This is a genomic window from Streptomyces daqingensis, from assembly GCF_014645895.1.
Classification (GTDB): Bacteria; Actinomycetota; Actinomycetes; order Streptomycetales; family Streptomycetaceae; genus Streptomyces; species Streptomyces daqingensis.
On sequence record NZ_BMMP01000005.1, the window covers coordinates 57,971 to 79,506 of the forward strand.

Below are 21,536 nucleotides of genomic sequence, written 5' to 3' on the forward strand. Positions count from 1 at the left end.
TGCCTTCGGCAGCATCGGAGCGGGGGACACCCCGGGGTTCCCACGTCGTGAGGCGGCGCGGCAGCGTCCGGAGAGCGAGGAGACAGGGTGACGGGGACGGAAGAGGAGAGCGGGACGCGGGGGAGCGGACCGCAGGGCTGGGCACGGCGGCTGGCGGGCTACTGCTGGCACTACAGGCGGGCCGTGGTGCTCGCCGTCGGTGCCTCCCTCGCGGGCATGGGCGTCATGGCTCTCGTTCCGCTGCTCACCAAGGTGATCATCGACGACGTGGTGGTCGGCGGCGGGGACGGCATGGTCCTGTGGATCGGCCTGCTGATCGCGGCCGCCGTCGTGATCTACGTCCTGACCTGGGCGCGCCGCTACTACGGCGGGCGTCTCGCCCTCGACGTCCAGCACGACCTGCGTACCGAGATGTACCGCGCGATCATCCGCCTCGACGGCCGCAGCCAGGACGAACTCTCGACCGGTCAGGTCGTCGGACGGGGCACCAGCGATCTGCAGCTGGTGCAGAGCCTGCTGTTCATGCTGCCCATGATGATCGGCAACGTGCTGCTCTTCGCGGTCGCGCTCGTCGTGATGATCGTCCTCTCCCCGCTGCTGACCGTCGTCTCGCTCGCCGTCTTCCCCGCCCTGTGGTGGATCGCCAATCTCAGCCGCACCCGTCTCTTCCCCGCCACCTGGTACGCGCAGCAGCAGGCCGGAACGGTCGCCTCCGTCGTGGACGGAGCGGTCACCGGCGTCCGCGTGGTCAAGGGGTTCGGCCAGGAGCACCAGGAGAAGCGGAAGCTGCGGGACATCAGCCGCGAGCTGTTCGCCGCCCGGCTGCGCACGGTGCGCCTCAACTCCCGGTACACGCCCGCCCTGCAGTCCGTACCGGCCCTGGGACAGGTCGGCATGCTCGCGCTGGGCGGCTGGATGGCGACCGAGGGCCAGATCACGCTGGGCACGTTCGTCGCCTTCTCCACCTACCTCGCCCAGCTCGTCGGCCCCGTGCGGATGCTCGCCATGATGCTGACGGTCGGGCAGCAGGCGAGGGCCGGCGTCGAACGCGTCTACGACCTGATCGACACGGAGCCGCAGCTGAAGGAGCGGCCCGACGCACGCGAACTGCCCGCCGACGCCGAGGCGTCCGTCGAGTTCGACGGCGTCGGCTTCGGATACGAGAAGCCGGACGAGCCGGGGGAGGACGAGGCGGCGGAGGCCGCCGCCGCTCCGGAAACGGCGGGGGCCGCTTCCTCCGCGCCCGCCCGCCGCAACATGGTCCTGGACGGGTTCAGCCTGCGCGTCGAGCCGGGGGAGACCGTTGCCGTCGTCGGATCGAGCGGCAGCGGCAAGTCCACCCTCGCCCTCCTGCTGCCCCGCTACTACGACGTGACGGAGGGCGCCGTACGGGTCGGCGGGCACGACGTGCGGGACCTGACCCTCGGCTCGCTGCGCTCCGCGATCGGGCTCGTACCCGAGAACAGCTTCCTCTTCTCGGAGACCATCCGGGAGAACATCGCCTACGGCGCCCCCGACGCCACGGACGAGCAGATCCGCGCCGCCGCCCGCGCCGCCCAGGCCGACGGCTTCATCGGCGACCTGCCCGACGGCTACGACACCACCGTCGGCGAGCAGGGGCTGACCCTCTCCGGCGGCCAGCGGCAGCGCATCGCGCTCGCCCGCGCCATCCTCACCGACCCCCGGCTGCTGCTCCTCGACGACGCGACGTCGGCCGTCGACGCGCACGTGGAGCACGAGATCCACGAGGCGCTGCGCAGCGTCATGGCGGGACGTACGACGCTGCTGATCGCACACCGGAGGTCGACCCTCCAACTCGCCGACAGAATCGCCGTCCTGGACGGCGGGCGCCTCGCCGACGTCGGAACGCACGAGGAGCTGGAGGAGCGCTGCGCGCTCTACCGGCGCCTGCTCACCGACCCCGACGAGCTGGGCGAGGTCGAGCGGGACCCGGCGGGTCTCGCCGCCGCGGCGGCCCAGCCGGGGCCGCCGGCGGCCGGTTCGGCGGACGGCGCCGAGGAAGGCGCGGCCATCAGGAGCGTTCCGCGGGTGGACGGCGTCACGCCGGAACTGTGGGTCCGGCGCGGCGAGAAGTCGGCGAACGGGGCCGCGGGCGCCGGAAGCTCCGACATCGGTTCCGCACAGGCCGGGCGCCCGGGCGGCTTCGCCGCCGAGCTGGCGTCCATGCCGGGCAGCCCCGAGCTCCTCGCCAAAGTCGCCGCGCTGCCGCCCGCCGACGACGTCCCGGAAGTGGACGAGGAGCGTGCGGAGGGCGCGGAGAAGTCCTACGGGCTGCTCCGGCTGCTGAACGGCTTCGGGGCCGCGCTGCTCGTCGCCCTGTTCTTCGCCGCCCTGGACGCGGGCTTCGGGCTGGCCCTGCCCGTACTGATCCGCAACGGGATCGACGACGGCGTGGAGAAGGCCGCCCTCGGCGCCGTCTGGACGGCGTCCGCGCTGGCCCTCCTCGTGGTGGTCTGCCAGTGGGGCGCGCAGTTCGTCGCCATGCGGCTCACCGGCCGTACGGGCGAGCGCGTGCTCTACGCACTGCGGCTCAAGATCTTCTCCCATCTGCAGCGCCTCGGACTCGACTACTACGAGCGCCATCTGGCCGGTGCCGTCATGACCCGTATGACGACCGACGTGGACGCGCTGTCGACGTTCCTGCAGACCGGACTGGTCACCGCGGTCGTCTCGGTCTTCACCTTCCTCGGCATCCTCGTCGCGCTGTTCGTGCTCGACCCGCAGCTGGCGCTCGTCGTCTTCGCGACACTGCCGGTTCTGATCGTCGGCACGGTCTACTTCCGGCGGCACAGCGTCAAGGCGTACGAACTCGCCCGCGAGAGGGTCAGCGTCGTCAACGCGGACCTGCAGGAGTCCGTTGCGGGGCTGCGCATGGTGCAGGCCTTCCGCCGGGAGCGGCGCGGCACCGACCGCTTCGTGCAGCGCAGCGACGGCTACCGCCAGGCGCGGGTGCGCGGGCAGTGGCTGATCTCGGTCTACTTCCCGTTCGTGCAGCTCCTCGCCTCGCTGGCGACGGCCGCTGTCCTGGTAGTGGGGGCCGGCCGGATCGGCGAGGGGACGCTGACGGCGGGCGGGCTCGTGGCCTACCTGCTCTACATCGAGCTGTTCTTCTCGCCCGTGCAGCAGCTGTCGCAGGTCTTCGACGGGTACCAGCAGGCGTCCGTCGCGCTGGGGCGCATCCAGCAGCTGCTGGGCGAGGAGACGACGACGCCGGCACCGGACCAGCCGCGCGAAGTGGGCGCTCTCCGCGGGGAGATCACCTTCGAGAACGTCGACTTCAGCTACGCCACCGCCGACGGCGGGACGCACGAGGAGGAGGCGCTGTCCGGCATCGGGCTGACGATCCCCGCCGGGCAGACCGTCGCCTTCGTCGGGGAGACCGGCGCGGGCAAGTCGACGCTCGTCAAGCTGGTCGCCCGCTTCTACGACCCCACCGCCGGCGCCGTCCTCGTCGACGGGGAGGATCTGCGCACGCTCGACCTCCCCGCCTACCGGCACCGGCTCGGAGTGGTCCCGCAGGAGCCGTACCTCTTCCCCGGCACCGTGCGCGACGCCATCGCCTACGGACGGCCCGGCGCCACCGACGCCGAAGTGGAGGCGGCGGCTCGGGCGGTGAGCGCCCACGAGATGATCGCGACACTGTCGGACGGCTACCTGCACACCGTCGCCGAACGGGGCCGCAACCTCTCCGCCGGGCAGCGGCAGCTCATCGCCCTCGCGAGGGCGGAGCTGGTCGACCCGGACATCCTGCTGCTCGACGAGGCGACAGCGGCGCTGGACCTGGCGACGGAGTCGATGGTGAACCAGGCCACCGACCGGCTCGCCGGGACACGCACCACCCTCGTCGTCGCACACAGGCTGACGACCGCGGCACGCGCGGACCGGGTCGTGGTCCTCGACCACGGCCGGGTCGTCGAGGACGGCACGCACGGAGAGCTGCTCGCGCTGGACGGCAAGTACGCGCAGCTGTGGCGCACCTTCTCGGGCGAATCCGAGCCGGCGGCCGACGCGCCTGCCACCGTGGAGAGTTCGAAGGTCTGAGGCAGGTCCGGCGCCGTTGACGGAGCACGGTCACAAACCTAGGTTCGGTCCATGCTCCGCCGCCCTCCACGCCGCCTTGCCCGCCTGCTCCTTCCGCTCCTCGGCTGCGCTCTCGTGGCGGCGGTACCGCAAGCGTCGACATCCGCCGCGCCGGCAACGCTCCAGCCCTCCGGCTCCCCGGACGGTGCCGCCGCCACGGCGTCCGGTACGGGGGACCGGAGCGGCTGGGTGCTCTCCTCGAACGAGCCTGAGCCGAACGGCAGTTACCGCCCCTACGTGGGCAACGGCTACCTCGGCCAGCGCGTCGCCCCCTCCGGCTCGGGCTACTCCGCGGGAGGCGAGGAGTCCGGCTGGCCGCTCTACACGCCGCGCTACGACGGCTCGTTCGTCGCCGGGCTCTACGCGCACAACAAGAAGACGGCCGAGAACCGCCAGACGCTCGCCGCCCTCCCCACCTGGACGGGTCTCGACCTCACCACAGGCGGGGAGTCCGGTGAGAGGTTCTCCTCCGACACCCCCGCGAGCCGTATCTCACGCTACAAGCAGTCCCTCGACATGCGTCAGGGCGTGGTGCGCACCTCGCTGACCTGGACCGCCACCGACGGCCGGGCCACGGACCTCACCTACGAGGTGCTGGCCGACCGCAACCACCGGCGCTCCGGGGCCGTGCGCGTCACGATGCGGCCGCACTGGAGCGGCGAGGCGCGGGTGACCGACGTACTGGACGGACGCGGCGCACGCCGCATCTCCCAGACCGGAGGCGGCGCCCGCACGGACGGGGCGGCGCGGCCGGGAGAGCAGACCATGGACGTCGCGTTCCGCACCCACGGGACGAAGACGGACGGCGCGGTGGCGTCCACGCTCCGCCCCGGGCCTCGCGTGCGCACGACGGACGAACACGGGGCCGCGCCCGCGAAGAAGCTGACGGCCGAGCAGGGCGTCTCGTTCCGCGCGCGGAAGGGCGGGACGTACCGCTTCACCAAGTACGTCGGCGTCGACACGGAACTCACGTCGAAGGAGCCCGGGGAGAGCGCCGTCGCGGCGTCACGGGAAGCGGCGCGGCGCGGCTGGGAGGCCGGCTACGCGGCGCACGCCGCCTCCTGGCGGAAACTGTGGGAGACGGACATCGAAGTGGAGGGCCGTCCCACGCTGCAGAAGTGGCTGCGTTCCGCGCAGTACGGGCTGCTGTCGAGCACGCGGCGCGGCAGCAGCGACAGCATCGCTCCCGCCGGACTCACCAGCGACAACTACGCCGGCGTCATCTTCTGGGACGCGGAGACGTGGATGTTCCCGGCGCTGCTGGCCGGCCGCCCCGAACTCGCCGAGCCGGTGCTGGACTACCGCTACCGCACCCGCGCGGGCGCCCGTGAGAACGCGCGGAAACTCGGATACGACGGCCTGTTCTACGGCTGGACCACCGGCAGCCACGGCGACCTGTGGAAGGAGTGCCACAGCTGGGAACCGCCGCACTGCCGCACGCAGAACCACCTGCAGAGCGACATCGCCCTCGCCAACTGGCACTACTACCTGGCCACCGGCGACGAGGAGTGGCTGCGCGAGCGCGGCTGGCCGGTGCTGAAGGGGATCGCCGAGTTCTGGGCGAGCCGCGCGACCCGGAACGGCGACGGCAGTTACTCGGTGAACAACATCGCCGGCCCCGACGAGTACAGCAACGGCGTCGACGACGGCGTCTTCACCAACGCGGGCGCCGCGACAGCGCTCCGCCAGGCCGGCCGAGCCGCCGAGCTGCTCGGCGAGTCCGCGCCGCGAGCGTGGTCGCAGATCGCCGGCAAGCTGCGCATCCCTTTCGACAAGAAGAACAAAGTCTTCCAGCAGTTCGACGGGTACGACGGCTCGACCATCAAGCAGGCGGACACAGTGCTGCTGCAGTACCCGCTGGAGTGGCCGATGTCGAAGGAGACCGCCGGCAGGACCCTCGACCACTACGCCGAGCGCACCGACCCCGACGGCCCCGCCATGACGGACTCGGTGCACGCCGTCGACGCCGCCCAGAACGGCGAACCCGGCTGCTCCACCGGCACCTACCTCAAGCGTTCCGTCGAACCGTTCATGCGCAGCCCCTTCGCCCTCTTCTCCGAAGCCCGGGGCGTGACGGGCGGCGATCAGGAGACCGGCTCAGGCCATCCCGCGCAGGACTTCGTCACGGGCAAGGGCGGCTTCCTGCAAGTCTTCACGCACGGTCTCACCGGGCAGCGGCTGCGCGAGGGGAAGCTCAAGCTCGACCCGATGCTGCCGCCGGAGTTGACGAAGGGCGTCAAGCTGACGGGCCTTCGCTGGCAGGGGCGTACGTACGAGATGCGGCTCGGGGCGCACCGCAGCACGGTGCGCCTGACGAGCGGCGAACCGTTCACCGTGGAGACGCCGCGGGGCGACCGGGTGGTCAGTGAGGGCGCCCCCGTAGTGCTCCGGACCCGCCGCCCGGACCTGGCGCCGACGAGCGACGTCGCACGCTGCCGGCAGGCGGAGGCGACGTCCGAGGAGCCGGGCCGGTACGCGGCATCCGCGGTCGACGGAAGCCCGGCGACGTCCTGGACGCCGGACGGCAGCAAGGGCTCACTCACGCTGCGGCTGCGCGAACCCGTTGCACAGGCCGAGGTCGAACCGCAGTGGAACGACGGGAAGCCTGCCCGCCACCGCATCGAGGTCTCCCCGGACGGAAAGCACTGGCGTCCGGCCGCAGAGGGCAGTGGGAACGGCGAACGTTCGGCGGTCCGCTACGTGCGGGTCACCGTGAGCGCCGGGAAGGGGAAGGACGGCAAGGCCGCGAAGTTCGCCGGTATCGCGGAGCTGAAGGTGCGCGAAGCGCGCGGGCAGTGAGCGGAGGGCGGCCGGCGGGCGTGCGACTGTGCGTCCGCCGGTCCGGACGGCCGTACTAACGTGCCGTCCGCTGCGCCGTCCACGACCCGTTCAGTGCGCCGGCTTCTCCCGGCACAGCTCCACGATGTACTCGTCCACTGTCTGCACGAGTCCCGCGCCCGGCAGGGGTTCCGAGCCGCTGCGCCAGTGCATTGCGGACACCTCGTCGTTGGCGGTGAACGGACGCGGCCGCCGCAACTCGGCCGTGAACACGGCGCCGCCGAGCACGGTTCGGGCCTCGCCGATAGCGGTCCGCGTGTGCCCGACGAAACGCAGCTCTGCCTCGTCCACCCACTGACCGGTCTCCTCCCGCAGCTCCCGCACGGCGGCAGCCCTGGGCGACTCCTGCGGCTCGATGCCGCCTCCGGGCAGCTCCCAGCATGCGCGCTCACGCTCGTAGACCATCAGGACGCGGCCCTCGTGCCAGAGCACGACGAGGACGTATCCGGTCGGGACGTCCTCGTAGCCCGCGCTCTCCGGCAGTTCGGCCGCGTCGTCGAACGAGAGCAGGGCCATCCGGCGCGGGCCGGTGACCAGCGGTACTTCCCGAGCGTCCGTCATGCACAGCAGCGTAATTCCTCGCGCTGTGCGACGGGACGCCGCGCGGTAACGCCCACCGCCCGCCGCTGCGGGGACGGTTGACCGGAGAGCCCCTTCCGGCGGGTCGGCTCCCCGAGTCCGTCTCGTGGCGTGGAGTGGCAAGCGTCCGGGCTGCGTCACACCCGGGCGGAAGTTATGGCGGTGCCGCATCCCTACCGGTAAGTTCACCTCGACTTGCCGGATCCAGGGGAGAGCGCATGCGAAGAACCTCCAGATGGCTGCTGTCGTTGACGGTGCTCATAGGCGCCGCCGGTGTCGGCGGAGCATCGTTCAACGCCACAGCGGCGGACACGGACATCAAGGACCGCATCCTCGCGATCAAGGGGATGAGCATCATCGAGGAGAAGCCGGTCGACGGCTACCGCTTCTTCCTCCTCAACTACGAACAGCCGGTGGACCACCGCAACCCCGAGAAGGGGACCTTCAAGCAGCGCCTCTCCCTGCTCCACAAGAGCGAGAAGAGCCCCACCGTCTTCTTCACCTCCGGCTACGGGCTCAACGAGGAGCCCCGGCGCAGCGAGCCGACGCAGATGATCGACGGCAACCAGGTCTCGATGGAGTACCGCTTCTTCACGCCGTCGCGGCCCGAGCCGGCCGACTGGTCGAAGCTGGACATCAAGCAGGCCGCCGACGACCAGCACCGTGTCTTCACGGCGCTGAACGACATCTACGGCAAGCGCTGGATCTCCACCGGCGGCAGCAAGGGCGGCATGACGGCGACGTACTACCGCCGCTTCCACCCCGAGGACATGGACGGCACGGTCGCCTACGTCGCGCCCAACGACGTGGACAACAAGGAGGACTCGGCCTACTACGACTTCTTCGAGAAGGTCGGTTCCAAGGAGTGCCGCGACCGCCTCAACTCCACGCAGCACGAGATCTTCGACCGCCGCGGTGAGATGGTCGACCGCCTGAAGAAGTGGGCGAAGGAAGGCAAGTACACCTTCAAGCTCACGGGCAGCGCCGACAAGGCGTTCGAGCTGGTCGCCCAGGACCTGGTGTGGGGCTTCTGGCAGTACCACTCCGAGGAAGAGGAGTGCGACACCGTTCCCACCAAGGACGCCAAGACCGACGAACTGTGGGCGTGGGCCGACGAGATCGGCGGCTGGGAGGCCGGCACCGACCAGGGCATGGAGTACTACACGCCGTATTACTTCCAGGCCGGTACGCAGCTGGGTTCGCCGGACTACGAGTCGCCCCTCCTGGACGACGTCCGCAAGTACCCGGGCCTCAACACGCCGCGTACGTACGTGCCCCGGGACATCCCGATGGAGTTCGACCGCAAGGCGATGAAGGACGTCGACAGCTGGGTGCGCAAGAACGCCTCGCAGATGCTCTTCGTCAACGGCGAGAGGGACCCCTGGAGCGCCGAGCCGTTCAGCGTCGGCAAGGGCGCGAAGGACTCGTACGTCCTCGAGGCTCCCGGCGCCAACCACGGCGCGAACATCGCCGGCCTCAACGCGGACGACAAGGCGAAGGCCACGAGCGTGCTGCTGAAGTGGGCCGGCGTGAAGCAGGGTGACGGCGCGCAGCCCAAGCGCCTCACGAAGTACGACGCCGAGCTGGACCGTCCCGACAAGCGGGACCGGATGCTCCGGCCGTAGGACCGCACGGGAGCCGCGCGGCTCACGCCTGCCGGCTCGTACGCGGTGCGCATGCGAGGGCCCGGCCCGGGGATTCCGTCCCCGGGCCGGGCCCTCCGCTCGTAGCGCGCCCGCGGGCTCAGACCTCGGCGAGCAGCGCCTTCAGGTGGTCCCGCACCCCGGGAAGGAGCGCGGGCAGGTCCGGCACCTCGGGATACCAGCGCTTCTCGTACTCCCAGCACAGCCATCCGCGGGCGCTGTCGGCACGGGTGCCGGGCGCCGGGCTGCCCCCGGATCCCACGGCCCCGATGGGGTCGTCCGCCTCGCCCGCGTGCGTCAGCAGCCCGAGGATCCGGTGCAGCGGGAGCACTCCCCGGCCGGGAGGGAGCGGAGTGGTGTCGTCCACGGACGCGATGTCCTTGACCTGCACGTAGCCGAGGAAGGGCGCGAGCAGGCGGTGGCTGACCAGCGGGTCCTCGCCGGCCCGCCACGTGTGCATGACGTCCCACAGCGCGCCCGCCGAGGCGTGGCCCACCGCGGCGAGCACGCGCGCCGCGTCCTCGCCGGTGCTGTGCGAGTCGTGCGTCTCCAGCAGCAGCCGCACGCCCAGGTCCGCGGCCAGCGGCGCCATCGCCGCGAGGCGGCGTGCGGCGGTCGCGTCGGCCTCTTCGGGGTTGTCGCCGCCGCCGGGGAAGACCCGTACGTACGACGCCCCGAGGTCCCGCGCCAGCTCCAGCAGCCCGCGCACCTCCGTGAAGACCGCCTCGTCGTCGCCGGGTGCGGCGATCTTCGCGTATCCGGCGACGGTGAGGATCTCCACACCCGCCGCCTTGAACTCCTCGACCACGTCGACGCGGTCGTCGAGCGACAGTCCGGGGTGCACCGGCTCCTCGGGGTGCGCGCGCAGCTCCAGGCCCTCGTAGCCGTTGTCGGCGGCGAGCTGGACTGCGTCGGACACGGACAGACCTGGGATGCCAAGGGTGGAGAAAGCGAGTCGCATTGCCACAGCGGATCAGATGTCGGTGCTGTCGGACAAGCTCCTGGGCGCGAACTGCCCGCTCGTGCCCCGCGACAGGGGCCGTGTGGACGTGTGTCCGGGTCGGGCCGTACCGCCGGGCTGGGCCGGGCCGTACCGAGTACCCGCACGGGCGCGTCGCAGACGTGGCGCACCGTGCGGCGGCCGTGAGCCGCACCGAGCGGCCGTTACGTGCCCGGCACGGCCGCTACGTGCCCGGCACGGCCGCTACGTGTCCGTGTGAGGCCGCTGCCCGGGCCCGGCGTCGGGAGCGTTCAGTCTGTGCGGCCGGCCGGCACCGCCGTCGACGCCCGCACCATGAGTTCGACGCGGACGGTCGCGACTCCGCCGGGCGGGGGCGTCTCCCTGCCGAGGGCGAGGCGGCCCGCCCGCGCGCCCGCGTCGTGCAGGGGTATGCGGACGGTGGTGAGGGCGGGGGAGGCGTCGGCGCTGAAGGGCAGGTCGTCGAAGCCCGCGACGGAGACGTCCTCGGGTATGTGCTTGCCCTGGTCCCGCAGGGCGGCGCATATTCCCAGCGCGACGGTGTCGTTGGCGGCCACGACGGCGGTCAGGTCCGGGACGCGGCGCAGCAGTTCGAGGGCGCCGTCGTAGCCGGAGGAGCGGTCGTAGTCGCCGCCGTGCACCGTGAAGTGCTCCGCCTGCGCGAGAAGGCCGGCGGAGTGCTCGCCGAGGGCGAGCCGGTGGCCTTCGAGCCGGTGCCGGGTGGTGGTGCTGTGGGCGGGGCCGGCGACGTAGCCGATGCGCCGGTGGCCTAGCGACAGCAGATGCTCGGTCAGCCGCCTGCTGCCGCCGCGGTTGTCGAAGGCGACTGTGACGATGCCGTCGCCCTCGTCCGGCTCGTCCCCAGCACCGCCCTCCGGCGACCCCTTGCCCTCTTCACCCGCCGCGGGGGCCAGCGGCGGACGTCCGCACAGCACGATGCGGGTACCGCCCGCGGCGAGGCGGCGCAGGCGCGCCGCGACGGCGGCCCCGTGCTCCTCGTCCTCCACGGCACCGCCCGTGAGCACGACAGCCGCGGCGCGCTGCCGTTGCAGATGCGTCAGGTAGGTCAGTTCGCTCTCCGGCGAGCCGCCGGTGTTGCAGACGACGGCCAGCTTCTGGCCCCCCGTGCCTCCCGCCGGGCCTTCGCCCATCTCGCTCTGCACGGCGCCGGCGATGATGCCGAAGAAGGGGTCGGCGATGTCGTTGACGAGGATGCCCACCAGGTCGGAGGTGGCCGCGGCGAGGGCGCTCGCCGGGCCGTTGACGACGTACTGCAGCTCCTCGACCGCGCGGAGCACCCTCGTCCGAGTGGCGCCCGCCACCGGGTAGTTGCCGCTCAGCACGCGCGAGACGGTTGCTGCCGAGACCCCCGCTCGCGTCGCCACATCGGCCAGGGTCACTGCCATTCAGTCCTCCGTTGTCCGCTGCCCACGTCCGTCCGGGCTGGTCCACTGTGTGCCTGTAGCGCTGTGCAATAGGCGGCTGCGGAGCCCCTGGGACGCACGCGTCGGGGCAGCCGAACCCGCAGTCGCCGCCCGCGGTGCCGTACGGGAGCGCGCCGCACGGCCGCGGCCGTACAGCTGTGCGTGCGGGCGGCGGGCGGGCCCATGTTCTCACTCTGTTCGGGCCGCGGTGACCACAACCGGTGACGAGGCAGCAGGGGGACAGAGCCGGACAGATTGGCCGCGGGACGCCGCAGCCACCTGCGCACCGGTGACGCGAGCGCCCTGCCCGCCGGTGATCGGCAAGCGCTTTCTTGTGCCGCGTGCCCGAGACCGGGCAGGTGCGGGGGGCCGGTCCTCATCGTCTTCCTCTCCGCAGGCAGGGTGCCGCGGCGACTTTCGTGCGGCCGTCTGGTTCTTCGGGTCCGACAAGTACACACTCGTACTGGCACTACGTACATCCGATGACTCATCCGGTACCTCCGAATGCGGTCCGCGCGCGCCACCTCGGTGTCGGGGCCGCCCGAACCGCCGTTCCCGGCGGGGGTTCGGCCGTCCCAGCCGGATGGCGTGGTCAACTCGCGGGTGACAGGCTGATGTTGGACGAGCGGGCGCGGCGGGGAGGCGGACGGCGGGCTTGTCCGGGAGGGCCGGTGGCAGCAGACTCCTCGTACGGGAAAGCGCTTTCTGCGGCTTCGGTGCCCCAGCGGCCACAGCGGCCCCGGCCCTGCACGACGGCGGAACGGCGCGGCAGTACCGGGCAGAGCCGGGCAGGCGGACAGTAAGGAGAAGACCCACGTGACACGCAGGACAGTGCGCATCGCCATGAACGGGGTGACCGGGCGGATGGGATACCGCCAGCACCTCGTCCGCTCCGTACTGGCCATCCGCGAGAACGGCGGGCTGGACCTCGGCGACGGCAGCATTCTGTGGCCCGAACCCGTGCTCGTGGGCCGTCGCGACCTCGCCCTCAAGGCCATCGCCGAGCGGCACGGCCTGGACGAGTGGACGACCGACCTCGACGCCGTCCTCACCGACGCGAGCATCGACGTCTACTTCGACTCCCAGCTCACCAGCGCCCGCGAGGCCGCGCTCCGCAAGGCGATCGCAGCCGGGAAGCACATCTACACCGAGAAGCCCACCGCCACCGGCCTCGACGGCGCACTCGACCTGGCACGCCTGGCGCACGCCGCCGGCGTCAGACACGGCGTCGTACAGGACAAGCTCTTCCTGCCGGGACTGCTGAAGCTCAAACGTCTGGTCGACGGCGGCTACTTCGGGCGGATCCTCTCCGTTCGCGGCGAGTTCGGCTACTGGGTCTTCGAGGGGGACTGGCAGGAGGCGCAGCGGCCCTCCTGGAACTACCGCTCGGAAGACGGCGGCGGCATCGTCGTCGACATGTTCCCGCACTGGGAGTACGTGCTCAACGGCCTGTTCGGCAGGGTCACTTCGGTCCAGGCGCACGCGGTCACGCACATCCCGCGGCGCTGGGACGAGCGCGGCCGGCCCTACGACGCCACGGCCGACGACGCGGCCTACGGGATCTTCGAACTCGACGGAGGGGCCGTCGCGCAGATCAACTCCTCCTGGGCGGTGCGCGTCAACCGCGACGAGCTCGTCGAGTTCCAGGTCGACGGGACGGAGGGCTCCGCCGTCGCGGGACTGCGCCGCTGCCGCGTGCAGCACCGGGCGCATACACCCAAGCCCGTATGGAACCCGGACCTGCCCGCAACGGAGACCTTCCGCGACCAGTGGCAGGAGGTGCCGGACAACGGCGAGTTCGACAACGGCTTCAAGACGCAGTGGGAACTCTTCCTGAGGCACGTGGCGTTGGGCACGCCCTGGGAGTGGGACCTGCTGGCAGGTGCGCGGGGCGTGCAGCTCGCCGAACTCGGACTGCGTTCCTCGGCGGAGGGCCGTCGCCTGCCGGTTCCTGAACTGTCGCTCTGATACGCCCAGGGTGCGTCGTTTGGATTTTGGTGGATCAGCGAGTGGCGTCCGGTGCGTCCAGATGCCAGGCGGAGGATCGCCCTCGTACTGGGCGTACTCGGGCGACTCCGACAACGCAGCAGATGGGCGTGCTGGGCGTCGCGAGCCCGCGAAGATCCAAACGGCGTGCCCTAGTTGCGAGGGAGAGGAAGACAACCTGTGATCCGACTGCCCGACGAGAACGGCGTCCTGCGCGTCCACGAGCCGAGGGCCGAACCGGCCGGCCCGGTGCTGCTGCCGCCGTCCGGCGCCCCGCCCGCCTCCCGTACGGTCTTCGCCGCCGCGCACGTCGTCGCCGACCCCCTCGCCGACCCGAACTCCGGAGTGCCCGCACTCGACTGGGACGCCACCCTCGCCTTCCGCCGCCACCTGTGGTCGCACGGCCTGTGCGTCGCGGAGGCCATGGACACGGCCCAGCGCGGGATGGGCCTCGACTGGACGGCGGCGGCGGAGCTGACGAGGCGCTCCGCCGCGGAGGCGAGGGCAGTCGGCGGGCGGGTCGCCTGCGGGGCCGGTACGGATCAACTGCCGACCGGTGAAGTCGACTTGGAAGCTGTGCGCAGAGCGTACGAGGAGCAGCTGGAGGTGGTGGAGAAGGCGGGGGCGCAGGCGATCGTCATGGCCTCCCGCGCCCTCGCCGCGACCGCCCGCGGCCCCGACGACTACCTGAACGTCTACGGCGAGCTGCTCCGGCAGGCCGCCGAACCCGTCATCCTCCACTGGCTGGGGCCGATGTTCGACCCCGCGCTGGAGGGCTACTGGGGGAGCACCGAACTGGACGCCGCCACCGGCACGTTCCTGCGGATCATCGAGGAGCATCCCGCGAAGGTCGACGGTGTGAAGGTGTCCCTGCTCGACGCCCGGCGCGAGGCGGAGCTGCGGCGCCGCCTTCCGGAAGGCGTCCGCTGCTACACCGGCGACGACTTCAATTACCCCGAACTCATCGCGGGCGACGGCGAGTTCCACAGCGACGCCCTGCTCGGCGTCTTCGACCCGCTCGCACCGCTCGCCGCCGGGGCGGTCCGGCTCCTCGACGCGGGCGACCGCGACGGGTTCGAGGCCGCGCTCGCCCCGACGGTCCCGCTCGCCCGGCACCTGTTCGAGGCGCCGACCCGCTTCTACAAGACGGGAGTCGTGTTCCTCGCATGGCTCGCCGGCCATCAGGACCACTTCGTGATGGCCGGGGGCATGCAGTCGGCACGCTCGCTCCCGCACCTCGCCCGCGCCTACGAACTGGCCGACGGGCTGGGCCTCTTCCCCGACCCCGAACTGGCGGAGACGCGCATGCGCCGCCTCCTCGACCTCCACGGAGTCGCGCGGTGACCCAGGACGACCTCGCCCGCTTCTCCATCAACCAGGAGACCGTAAAGCAGCTCACGCTTCCCCAACTGGCCGACGCGTGCGGTGAGTCGGGCGTCCGGCAGGTGGGGCTGTGGCGGGCGCCGGTCCAGGCGTACGGAGCGGAGGCGGCCGCGCGGCTGATGCGCGACGCGGGTCTCGCCGTCACCTCGCTCTGCAGGGGCGGCTTCCTCACGGCCCCCGACCCGGCGGCGCGGCGCCGCGCACTCGACGACAACCGCGCCGCTGTCGAGGAGGCCGCGACGCTGGGGACGAGCACGCTCGTACTCGTCTGCGGAGGCCTGCCGCAGGGGAGCAGGGACCTCGCGGGCGCACGGGAGCGGATCGCGGACGCACTCGCCGAACTCGCCCCGTACGCGGGGGAGCTGGGCGTGCGACTGGCGATCGAGCCGTTGCACCCGATGTTCGCCTCCGACCGGTGTGTCGTCTCGACGCTCGGGCAGGCGCTCGACCTGGCGGAGCGCTTCCCGTCGGAGCAGGTGGGCGTCGTCGTCGACACGTACCACGTGTGGTGGGACGACCGAGCGCCCGAGGGGATCGCGCGTGCGGGGGCGGGCGGCCGGCTGGCCGCGTTCCAGCTCGCGGACTGGGTGACGCCGCTGCCCGAAGGCGTCCTGCTGGGCCGGGGCCAGCTCGGGGACGGCGCCGTCGACCTGCGGCGCTTCCGCGCACTCGTCGACGCGGCGGGGTACGGCGGACCCATCGAGGTGGAGATCTTCAACCCGGGCCTGTGGTCCCGGGACGGCGCCGAGGTCCTCGCGGAAACGGTTGAGCGGTACGTGCGTCACGTCCTGCCGGAGAGGGACGCCGCAGGCCACGGAAAAACCTGAAGAAGAAATTCCGGATCGAGTGCAACCGTTCCGGCCAGCCGGGGGTCTTAGCTGGTACTCGGGCCTCCTGGGGGGTCAGCAGAGGCCGAGGGGGGCAGAGGGGCCCGGCCGTTGGAGCACGGCAGCCGGGCCCCTATCCCATGCGCCCGGCGCCGGTACGCGTGGCGCGGGAGGCGCTCGGTGTCCGGAAGGGCCCGCGCTCGGGGATGCGAGGCGCGCTCGGGCGAGAGGCGGCGCGCCCGACATCAACACCCGTTTCGTACAAGGAAGTTGTGTCCCGGGGCCGATTCACACGGTTGCGATCCGTGATGTGGTGCGAACGCTCTGGTTACCGGCCGGTCGGCCGCTAGTCTCCGCAGGTGCACCGGTGTCACTGAACGAGTGCCCTGTAAGTCAGCTCTGGAGTGTGCGCATGCCGACCACATGCCCGCGTTGTGGGACGAAATCGTCTGCCGCGTCCGAATCGTGCCGGGAGTGCGGGCACGGTCTCTATCGCCTTTCGTATCCCGACGCCGCGCAGACGTCGCCCCTGAACCTCCGCGCCATAGGCGGCGCCATACCCAGAAGCGCACGGCTCGCCATGACCGGCGCGGTCCTGGTCCTCGGTGCGGGCGTTGCGGCGGGGCTGATGGCCGCCGGCGGCGACGCCGAGGAGCCCGTCTCGAACAAGAAGATCCCGGCCTCCGCCCTGCCGCGCGAACCCACGGAGACGGCCGAACCCACCTCCCCCGAGCCCACGAAGAGCGAGGCACCGGCGAAGCCCGCCCCCACGACCACCTCGCCCCCACCGAGCTCACCGGCGCCCGAGCCCACCGACACGCCGACGTCCGAACCGTCCGTCCCCGGGGTCTCCGAGGCGGAATGGGCGCGGGAGTTCGCCGAGAGGTGGAGGGAGAAGTACGGCGCACCGGGCCCTGGGCGTACGCACTGGGAGCACCACGAGCACGGCGACGGCTACCAGTACGACTACGAGTACAGCTACGACTACGACTACCAGCAGGGCGAGTAGTTCCGGGAAGCCGCCGGGCGCGGAGCGCTGACAGCGACGGCACCCGGCGGAACCGCGCTGAGGCTGGTGCGAGTTAGCGCCTTGGTGGGCTATCCGCGCTGACCTCCTTCTGCGGAGCATGCGCGCCGTCCCAGTCGAAGACATAGCGGTTGTGCTCGTTGTCGAAGTTGACGGGTACTTCCACGCCCGGGACGTTCGCGTACTTCCGAAGCCAGCCGACCATCGCAAGAGCACAAGCCTCGGATTGGTAGTCAGTGGGTAGAGGGGCTTCGATGCCGTGCACGACGACAAGAGTGCTCGCGGATCCGATGCTCGCGGCTGCAAGCTGTTTCGCGGTAAGCGACAAGCCGTGAGCAGTCCACTCCTTGTCAGGCTCGGACGCGCTGTTCGCGAATCGGATCCAGACGTCTTCGTCGGCGATCCGCTGCGCATCCGAGGGGACGTCCGCCACTCCTGAGACTTCAGCAGTGACCCGCACGATCAATCCCCATGCACCGATGCGTTTCTTGTACTCATAGGCGGCGGGCGTCATCTCTCTGCCCGGAACGCCGATCGAAAGCCAGGGAGCGCCCTCACTTCGCTTTGAGTGGTGCAACGCGACAGAGGGCGCGCAGATTTGAGGCATCGGGATGTTCCAGAACGCTTCACTTCGCAGAGCTGGACTTCCTGCCCTGGCCGGCATTGAAGCGCGCCTTCTTCTGGCGGTTCCCACACGTGTTCATGTCGCACCATTTGCGAGTGCGGCTCTGACTGGTGTCGAAGAAGGCGGCCCGGCAGGTCGGTGATGCGCACAAGGCCAGCCGCCCGTCTCTTTCGCCCGCGATGATGCTGACCGCATCGTCGGCGATGACGCAGAGGGCGTCCTCTACGCGAGAGGCCGAGTCGGCCGGTCCGAGCCGCCATCGCCGTTCGCCCTCGGGCGTCAGGACGGCTGCCGCCCGGCCCTGGACGCTGCAATCGTTGATGATCTCGATGGCGGACGAGGGCAGGTCTTCCTGGAGTGCGGTCGCTGTCGCCGCGGCGTGAATCGACTCCCGTAGTTCGCGGGCTCGTTCGAGCTGGGCGTCGGTGCAGGAGTCCACAGCGAGACCGTTCACCGCGAGCCAGTCGATCAGCCGCTGCGGCGTGGGAACGCGCTCCAGGGCATCACCCTGACGCTCCGTCAGGGTCGCCGTGAAGCTCGTGGCCAGCACGCTGCCGAGGCGGAAGTCAGGGAACCCAGCACGCATGGAACCACCTTAGCCGGTTGCGCGCCGCCACGAGACACTGCTAGAACCGTCTTAGCCGGTTCTTTTTGGCCTGGAGGTCTCATGCCCCGTCGTGCCACTGACGTGCAAGCGTTCGAAGCCCACGCAACCGATGCCGACCTCGACGATCTGCACGCCCGGCTGGCCGCGGCGCGGCTGCCGGAAGCCGAGACGGTCCAAGGCGCCGTACCCGGCCCAAGCCGATGGGGGCAGGGCGTTCCTCTCGCCGACCTGGTCGACGTCGTGGAGTACTGGCGCGCCGGATACGACTGGCGGTCGTTCGAAGATCGCCTCAACCGCGTAGGCCAGTTCCGCACGGCCATCGACGGCCTCGGCATCCACTTCCTGCACCGCCGGTCGGCGCGCGCGGACGCCACACCTCTGGTCCTGACGCACGGTTGGCCGGGCAGCATCGCCGAATTCGTCCATGTAGTGGACGAGTTGGCAGATCCGGAAGACGCGGACGCGCCGGCGTTCCACGTCGTCGCTCCCTCGCTGCCGGGCTTCGGCTACAGCGACAAACCGTCCACCACCGGGTGGGGAACCGAGAAGATCGCGGCCGCGTGGGTGGAACTCATGGGAAGGCTCGGCTACGGCGAGTTCCTGGCCCACGGCGGCGACTGGGGAGGAAACATCACCACGGTTCTCGGCGGCAGATTCCCGGCGCACGTTCTCGGCATCCACTCGACTTTCGCCGAGTCGCCGCCCGGTTTGACGACGGACGGGCTGACGCCGCTCGAGCGTGAATGGACCGAGGAGACCCGCCGTTTCTGGCGCCGACGAGCGGCGTACGCGAAGCAGCAGGCCACCCGGCCCCAGACCATCGGCTACTCGCTCGTCGACTCGCCGGTCGGGCTCCTCGCCTGGATCCTCGACAAGTTCGCCGAGTGGTCGGACACCGAGGACAGCCCGTTCGAGACGATCTCCAGGGACAGAATCCTCGACGACGTCACCCTGTACTGGCTGACGCGGACCGGTGCTTCCGCGGCGCGAATCTACTACGAGAGCCACAATTCGCTCGACCCCGAACTCCGGGTCGACGTCCCCTCGGCGATCACCATGTATCCCCGCGACATCGAGAAGTCCCCCCGCGCCTGGGCGCAGGAGCGGTACCGGAAGATCGTCCGGTGGAACTCTCCCGAGGCCGGAGGCCATTTCCCGTCGCTGGAGGTCCCCGAATACTTCGTCGAAGACCTGCGAGCGGGCCTCGGGGCGGTTCTCGATGCTCGTCGGTGAGTACGGCTGAGGGCTGGGGTCGAACCGCGAGGAAGCCCCCGCCCGGACAGCCGAGCCAGCCGAGTGGAGGCGGCCCACCTCGGTTGCTGTCGGTCGGCTCAGGGGAACTGCAGCATCTCGTCTTCTACGAAGCCCAAGTCGTCCTCAATGCCGAGCTCTACGGCGGCATGCCACTTGAGTGGCTTCGGGTAGTCTCCCGTCGCGACTTTCCTGAGCACCTCGTCTCCCTGGGGGGAGGAGATTTCCCCCAGGGCCTGGATGCACTTGGTAGTGAGAGCGAAATATGGTGCTTCCCGGTCTTTTCTCGCCTCGATCAGATTCTCGATCGCAGGAACTGAAGAATCGGAGCGCAACTGGCCGAGAATATCGACCAAGTCCTCCAGTTGGGCCCCCTCGGGGCGTCCTTGCAGCACGGGTACGATCACATCGCTCAGCCCTTCGGGGGTAAGCCATACTGCCAGATTCGCGAGGCGCGAAAATTGGAGGAGGTCCCCCTCCCTTCTCAATGAGATCATAAAATCGAGAAGGTTCGCTGTGAAGCCTGGTTCCTCCTCGCGTACTTGCTCGGCCTTCTTCTGGTCGATGTATCCTGTTCCCAGGATGCGATCCACTCTTGCTGCCGCTTCATTCATCAGGTTATTCCTCTCGCGAATTTGTCAGAGAAGCTCGTGGCTCACGCTCTTGATGCGCGAATTGAACACATCGACGGAGCCGCTGCGAAGTCCGAAGTTTAGTCCCTCGCGTTCCATCTTCACGTGTACGAAGTCAGGGCTGTTTCCGATCTCTTCCAGGTCGATCCCGTACGCGCTCCGAACGGCTGCTATGTTGTCCCCCGAGCCTCAGCCTGCTGCGATCAAAGCATCTCGGGTGCCTGGTTCCATCTCATACTGGACAAGGTGGGTGTATTTATCCGCGAAGTTCTCACCCTGACATTGATCTCACCGTTGGGGCCGAGTCGGTCGAACTCCTTCTTGGACATCACTCGGTAGAATGTTTCCTTGCATGGAGTGATCCCCAGAGGGTCGGACCAGACCAGGGGAGACGCGACATAGGCGACCGGATTATCTGCCGGTGCAAGGCCCAAGGGGTCTGGGAAGGCAAATCTTCCAAGTTCCGGGTCGTAGTGCCGGAAGTAGTTGTGGTGCAGTCCCGTTTCGAGGTCCGCGTACTGGCCCGGGAACCGGAGCGGAGTGTATGCGGTGGCGTCCTTGTTCCAAGTGGTAGTGCCCCAGAGAGTCGCGCGGGTGTGCCAGGCGATGTGACCGGTTTCGTCGACCAGTTCCGTCGGGCGGCCGACGAGGTCGGTGACGATGGCTCGAACTCGTCCGGGTCGATCCTCACGCGACCCCCGCCGCCCTGGCCGCTGTTTCCGCCCGAACCACTGCTCGGCTTTGACCTTCATGCCGTAGATGACGTCTGCGACCACATCCGCACGCTTTCGCGAAGAGGCGCGCCACCTTGGGCACTTCGTCGAGATGTGAGCCCTTGACTTTTCCCCAGTGGCCTTTCAGCGCGTCGACCGCGTAGCCCTCGCTGGAGGCAAGAATGCGGTTCACCGCAGCGTGGGCATCTCCGCCGTGACCCTCGAACTTGTCCGCGAATTCCCGCATGGCGTCGGCCATTTCACGGTAGTCGTCCTCGTCCACGTTGGGCCAGTTGATTCCGATGAAATCCAGAATCTCATCGAGCCAGCCCGGCAGAACGTAGCCCATCCCCGTACCCCCGTGGCTCAGACGCCGCCCCCCGGGGCGTGTACTGCTATTCGTGATCACTCCACAGGATAGTGACCATCAACAGTGCGCGCACCGGGGTAAGTTCGGCGGCGACGAGCAGCGTGGCCCCAGGCCGAAGGGGTCGGGGGCAGCCGCTAGAACGGCACTCCGCAGTGCAGTATCACGTTCGCGTAGGGGCGGACCTCGCCCGTACGGACGACGAGCCGGGCCTCGCGGGTGAGGGTCTTCAACGCCTCGTGGGGGACGAGCACGAGGTCGGGGAAGAGCCCTTCCAGGAGGGCGGACGTCTCGGGATTGCTGTCCCTGACCTCTGCGGCGGCCGTGGCGCCTTCGATCTCCAGCTCGCCGAGCAGACCGTCGAGGACCTCGGAGAAGCGCGGAACGCCGGCGCGGAACGCCAGGTCGACGACGTGGGGCCCGTGGGGCCCGTCGGGGATGGGGAGTCCCGCGTCGCAGACGACGACCCGGTCGGTGTGGCCCAACCGCGCCAGGGCGCCCGCGAGATGACGGTTGAGGATGCCCGTCTTCTTCACTCCGGCACAGCTCCTTCT

At 70.2% G+C, this 21,536-nt stretch carries 16 protein-coding genes and 1 pseudogene; 8 read left to right on the forward strand and 9 right to left on the reverse strand.

All coding sequences use genetic code 11. From position 1 onward, the window contains the following. Positions 1 to 87: 87 nt before the first annotated feature. On the forward strand, positions 88 to 4,062 hold the full coding sequence (locus IEY56_RS08995; RefSeq protein WP_189036602.1) for an ABC transporter ATP-binding protein: 3,975 nt from the start codon (positions 88 to 90) through the stop codon (positions 4,060 to 4,062). A gap of 51 nt (positions 4,063 to 4,113) precedes the next feature. Then, a complete protein-coding gene (locus tag IEY56_RS09000; RefSeq protein WP_189036603.1) occupies positions 4,114 to 6,900 on the forward strand; it encodes a glycosyl hydrolase family 95 catalytic domain-containing protein in 2,787 nt (928 codons plus the stop codon). Between the two features lie 90 nt (positions 6,901 to 6,990). Here IEY56_RS09000 and IEY56_RS09005 read toward each other — a convergent pair whose 3' ends face one another. Continuing rightward, on the reverse strand, positions 6,991 to 7,500 hold the full coding sequence (locus IEY56_RS09005; protein ID WP_189036604.1) for an NUDIX hydrolase: 510 nt from the start codon (positions 7,498 to 7,500) through the stop codon (positions 6,991 to 6,993). 236 nt (positions 7,501 to 7,736) lie between these two features. Between IEY56_RS09005 and IEY56_RS09010 the strand changes: the two genes are divergently transcribed. Next, positions 7,737 to 9,143 carry a S28 family serine protease gene (locus IEY56_RS09010; protein ID WP_189036605.1) on the forward strand — a complete coding sequence of 469 codons (1,407 nt, stop codon included), beginning with the start codon at positions 7,737 to 7,739 and terminating at the stop codon, positions 9,141 to 9,143. A 118-nt stretch (positions 9,144 to 9,261) separates the two neighbouring features. Here IEY56_RS09010 and IEY56_RS09015 read toward each other — a convergent pair whose 3' ends face one another. Both IEY56_RS09015 and IEY56_RS09020 read right to left on the reverse strand, forming a co-directional pair. Continuing rightward, the gene (locus IEY56_RS09015; RefSeq protein WP_189036606.1) at positions 9,262 to 10,122 is read right to left on the reverse strand and encodes a sugar phosphate isomerase/epimerase family protein; all 861 of its coding nucleotides are present in this window, start codon (positions 10,120 to 10,122) and stop codon (positions 9,262 to 9,264) included. Positions 10,123 to 10,412: 290 nt separating this feature from the next. After that, positions 10,413 to 11,546, reverse strand: a complete 1,134-nt coding sequence (locus IEY56_RS09020; protein WP_189036607.1) for a LacI family DNA-binding transcriptional regulator — start codon at positions 11,544 to 11,546, stop codon at positions 10,413 to 10,415. 834 nt (positions 11,547 to 12,380) lie between these two features. Here IEY56_RS09020 and IEY56_RS09025 point away from each other — a divergent pair. From IEY56_RS09025 to IEY56_RS09040, 4 genes are all read left to right on the forward strand, one after another. Continuing rightward, positions 12,381 to 13,532 (forward strand): Gfo/Idh/MocA family protein, encoded by a 1,152-nt coding sequence (locus IEY56_RS09025; protein ID WP_189036608.1) that lies wholly within the window; start codon positions 12,381 to 12,383, stop codon positions 13,530 to 13,532. A gap of 198 nt (positions 13,533 to 13,730) precedes the next feature. After that, positions 13,731 to 14,894, forward strand: coding sequence for a dihydrodipicolinate synthase family protein (locus tag IEY56_RS09030; RefSeq protein WP_229711733.1), 1,164 nt, complete (start codon positions 13,731 to 13,733; stop codon positions 14,892 to 14,894). Continuing rightward, entirely contained in the window at positions 14,891 to 15,760 is an 870-nt protein-coding gene (locus IEY56_RS09035) for a sugar phosphate isomerase/epimerase family protein (RefSeq protein ID WP_189036609.1), read from the forward strand. The genes IEY56_RS09030 and IEY56_RS09035 overlap by 4 nt, the downstream gene beginning before the upstream one ends. 580 nt (positions 15,761 to 16,340) lie before the next feature. Beyond that, positions 16,341 to 16,769: a hypothetical protein gene (locus tag IEY56_RS09040; protein WP_189036610.1), complete on the forward strand. Its 429-nt coding sequence runs from the start codon at positions 16,341 to 16,343 to the stop codon at positions 16,767 to 16,769. Positions 16,770 to 16,842: 73 nt separating this feature from the next. Here the strand turns inward: IEY56_RS09040 and IEY56_RS09045 are convergent, their stop codons facing one another. Beyond that, positions 16,843 to 17,301: a hypothetical protein gene (locus IEY56_RS09045; protein ID WP_189036611.1), complete on the reverse strand. Its 459-nt coding sequence runs from the start codon at positions 17,299 to 17,301 to the stop codon at positions 16,843 to 16,845. Between the two features lie 112 nt (positions 17,302 to 17,413). Beyond that, positions 17,414 to 17,998, reverse strand: coding sequence for a CGNR zinc finger domain-containing protein (locus tag IEY56_RS09050; RefSeq protein WP_189036612.1), 585 nt, complete (start codon positions 17,996 to 17,998; stop codon positions 17,414 to 17,416). 81 nt (positions 17,999 to 18,079) lie between these two features. On the opposite strand from IEY56_RS09050, the gene IEY56_RS09055 reads away from it, so the two are divergent. Then, positions 18,080 to 19,252, forward strand: coding sequence for an epoxide hydrolase family protein (locus IEY56_RS09055; protein WP_189036613.1), 1,173 nt, complete (start codon positions 18,080 to 18,082; stop codon positions 19,250 to 19,252). A gap of 98 nt (positions 19,253 to 19,350) precedes the next feature. Here the strand turns inward: IEY56_RS09055 and IEY56_RS09060 are convergent, their stop codons facing one another. From IEY56_RS09060 to rbsD, 4 genes and pseudogenes are all read right to left on the reverse strand, one after another. Then, entirely contained in the window at positions 19,351 to 19,884 is a 534-nt protein-coding gene (locus IEY56_RS09060) for a hypothetical protein (RefSeq protein WP_189036614.1), read from the reverse strand. Positions 19,885 to 20,243: 359 nt separating this feature from the next. After that, positions 20,244 to 20,576: pseudogene (locus IEY56_RS28345) on the reverse strand (RHS repeat-associated core domain-containing protein); the annotation flags it as partial. A 13-nt stretch (positions 20,577 to 20,589) separates the two neighbouring features. Continuing rightward, positions 20,590 to 20,964, reverse strand: a complete 375-nt coding sequence (locus tag IEY56_RS09070) for a WXG100-like domain-containing protein (protein WP_229711734.1) — start codon at positions 20,962 to 20,964, stop codon at positions 20,590 to 20,592. 155 nt (positions 20,965 to 21,119) lie between these two features. Beyond that, positions 21,120 to 21,518 (reverse strand): D-ribose pyranase, encoded by a 399-nt coding sequence (gene rbsD, locus IEY56_RS09075; RefSeq protein WP_189036615.1) that lies wholly within the window; start codon positions 21,516 to 21,518, stop codon positions 21,120 to 21,122. Positions 21,519 to 21,536: the final 18 nt, after the last annotated feature.

What these genes read in the sequence shown, in the direction of transcription:
- IEY56_RS09050 (WP_189036612.1), bottom strand. Translation starts at nt 17,998, where the DNA reads ATGCGTGCTGGGTTCCCTGACTTCCGCCTCGGCAGCGTGCTGGCCACG.
- IEY56_RS09060 (WP_189036614.1), bottom strand. Translation starts at nt 19,884, where the DNA reads ATGAATGAAGCGGCAGCAAGAGTGGATCGCATCCTGGGAACAGGATAC.
- IEY56_RS09010 (WP_189036605.1), top strand. Translation starts at nt 7,737, where the DNA reads ATGCGAAGAACCTCCAGATGGCTGCTGTCGTTGACGGTGCTCATAGGC.
- IEY56_RS09015 (WP_189036606.1), bottom strand. Translation starts at nt 10,122, where the DNA reads ATGCGACTCGCTTTCTCCACCCTTGGCATCCCAGGTCTGTCCGTGTCC.
- IEY56_RS09055 (WP_189036613.1), top strand. Translation starts at nt 18,080, where the DNA reads ATGCCCCGTCGTGCCACTGACGTGCAAGCGTTCGAAGCCCACGCAACC.
- IEY56_RS09040 (WP_189036610.1), top strand. Translation starts at nt 16,341, where the DNA reads ATGACCGGCGCGGTCCTGGTCCTCGGTGCGGGCGTTGCGGCGGGGCTG.
- IEY56_RS09000 (WP_189036603.1), top strand. Translation starts at nt 4,114, where the DNA reads ATGCTCCGCCGCCCTCCACGCCGCCTTGCCCGCCTGCTCCTTCCGCTC.
- IEY56_RS09020 (WP_189036607.1), bottom strand. Translation starts at nt 11,546, where the DNA reads ATGGCAGTGACCCTGGCCGATGTGGCGACGCGAGCGGGGGTCTCGGCA.
- IEY56_RS09070 (WP_229711734.1), bottom strand. Translation starts at nt 20,964, where the DNA reads ATGGGCTACGTTCTGCCGGGCTGGCTCGATGAGATTCTGGATTTCATC.
- IEY56_RS09005 (WP_189036604.1), bottom strand. Translation starts at nt 7,500, where the DNA reads ATGACGGACGCTCGGGAAGTACCGCTGGTCACCGGCCCGCGCCGGATG.
- IEY56_RS09045 (WP_189036611.1), bottom strand. Translation starts at nt 17,301, where the DNA reads ATGACGCCCGCCGCCTATGAGTACAAGAAACGCATCGGTGCATGGGGA.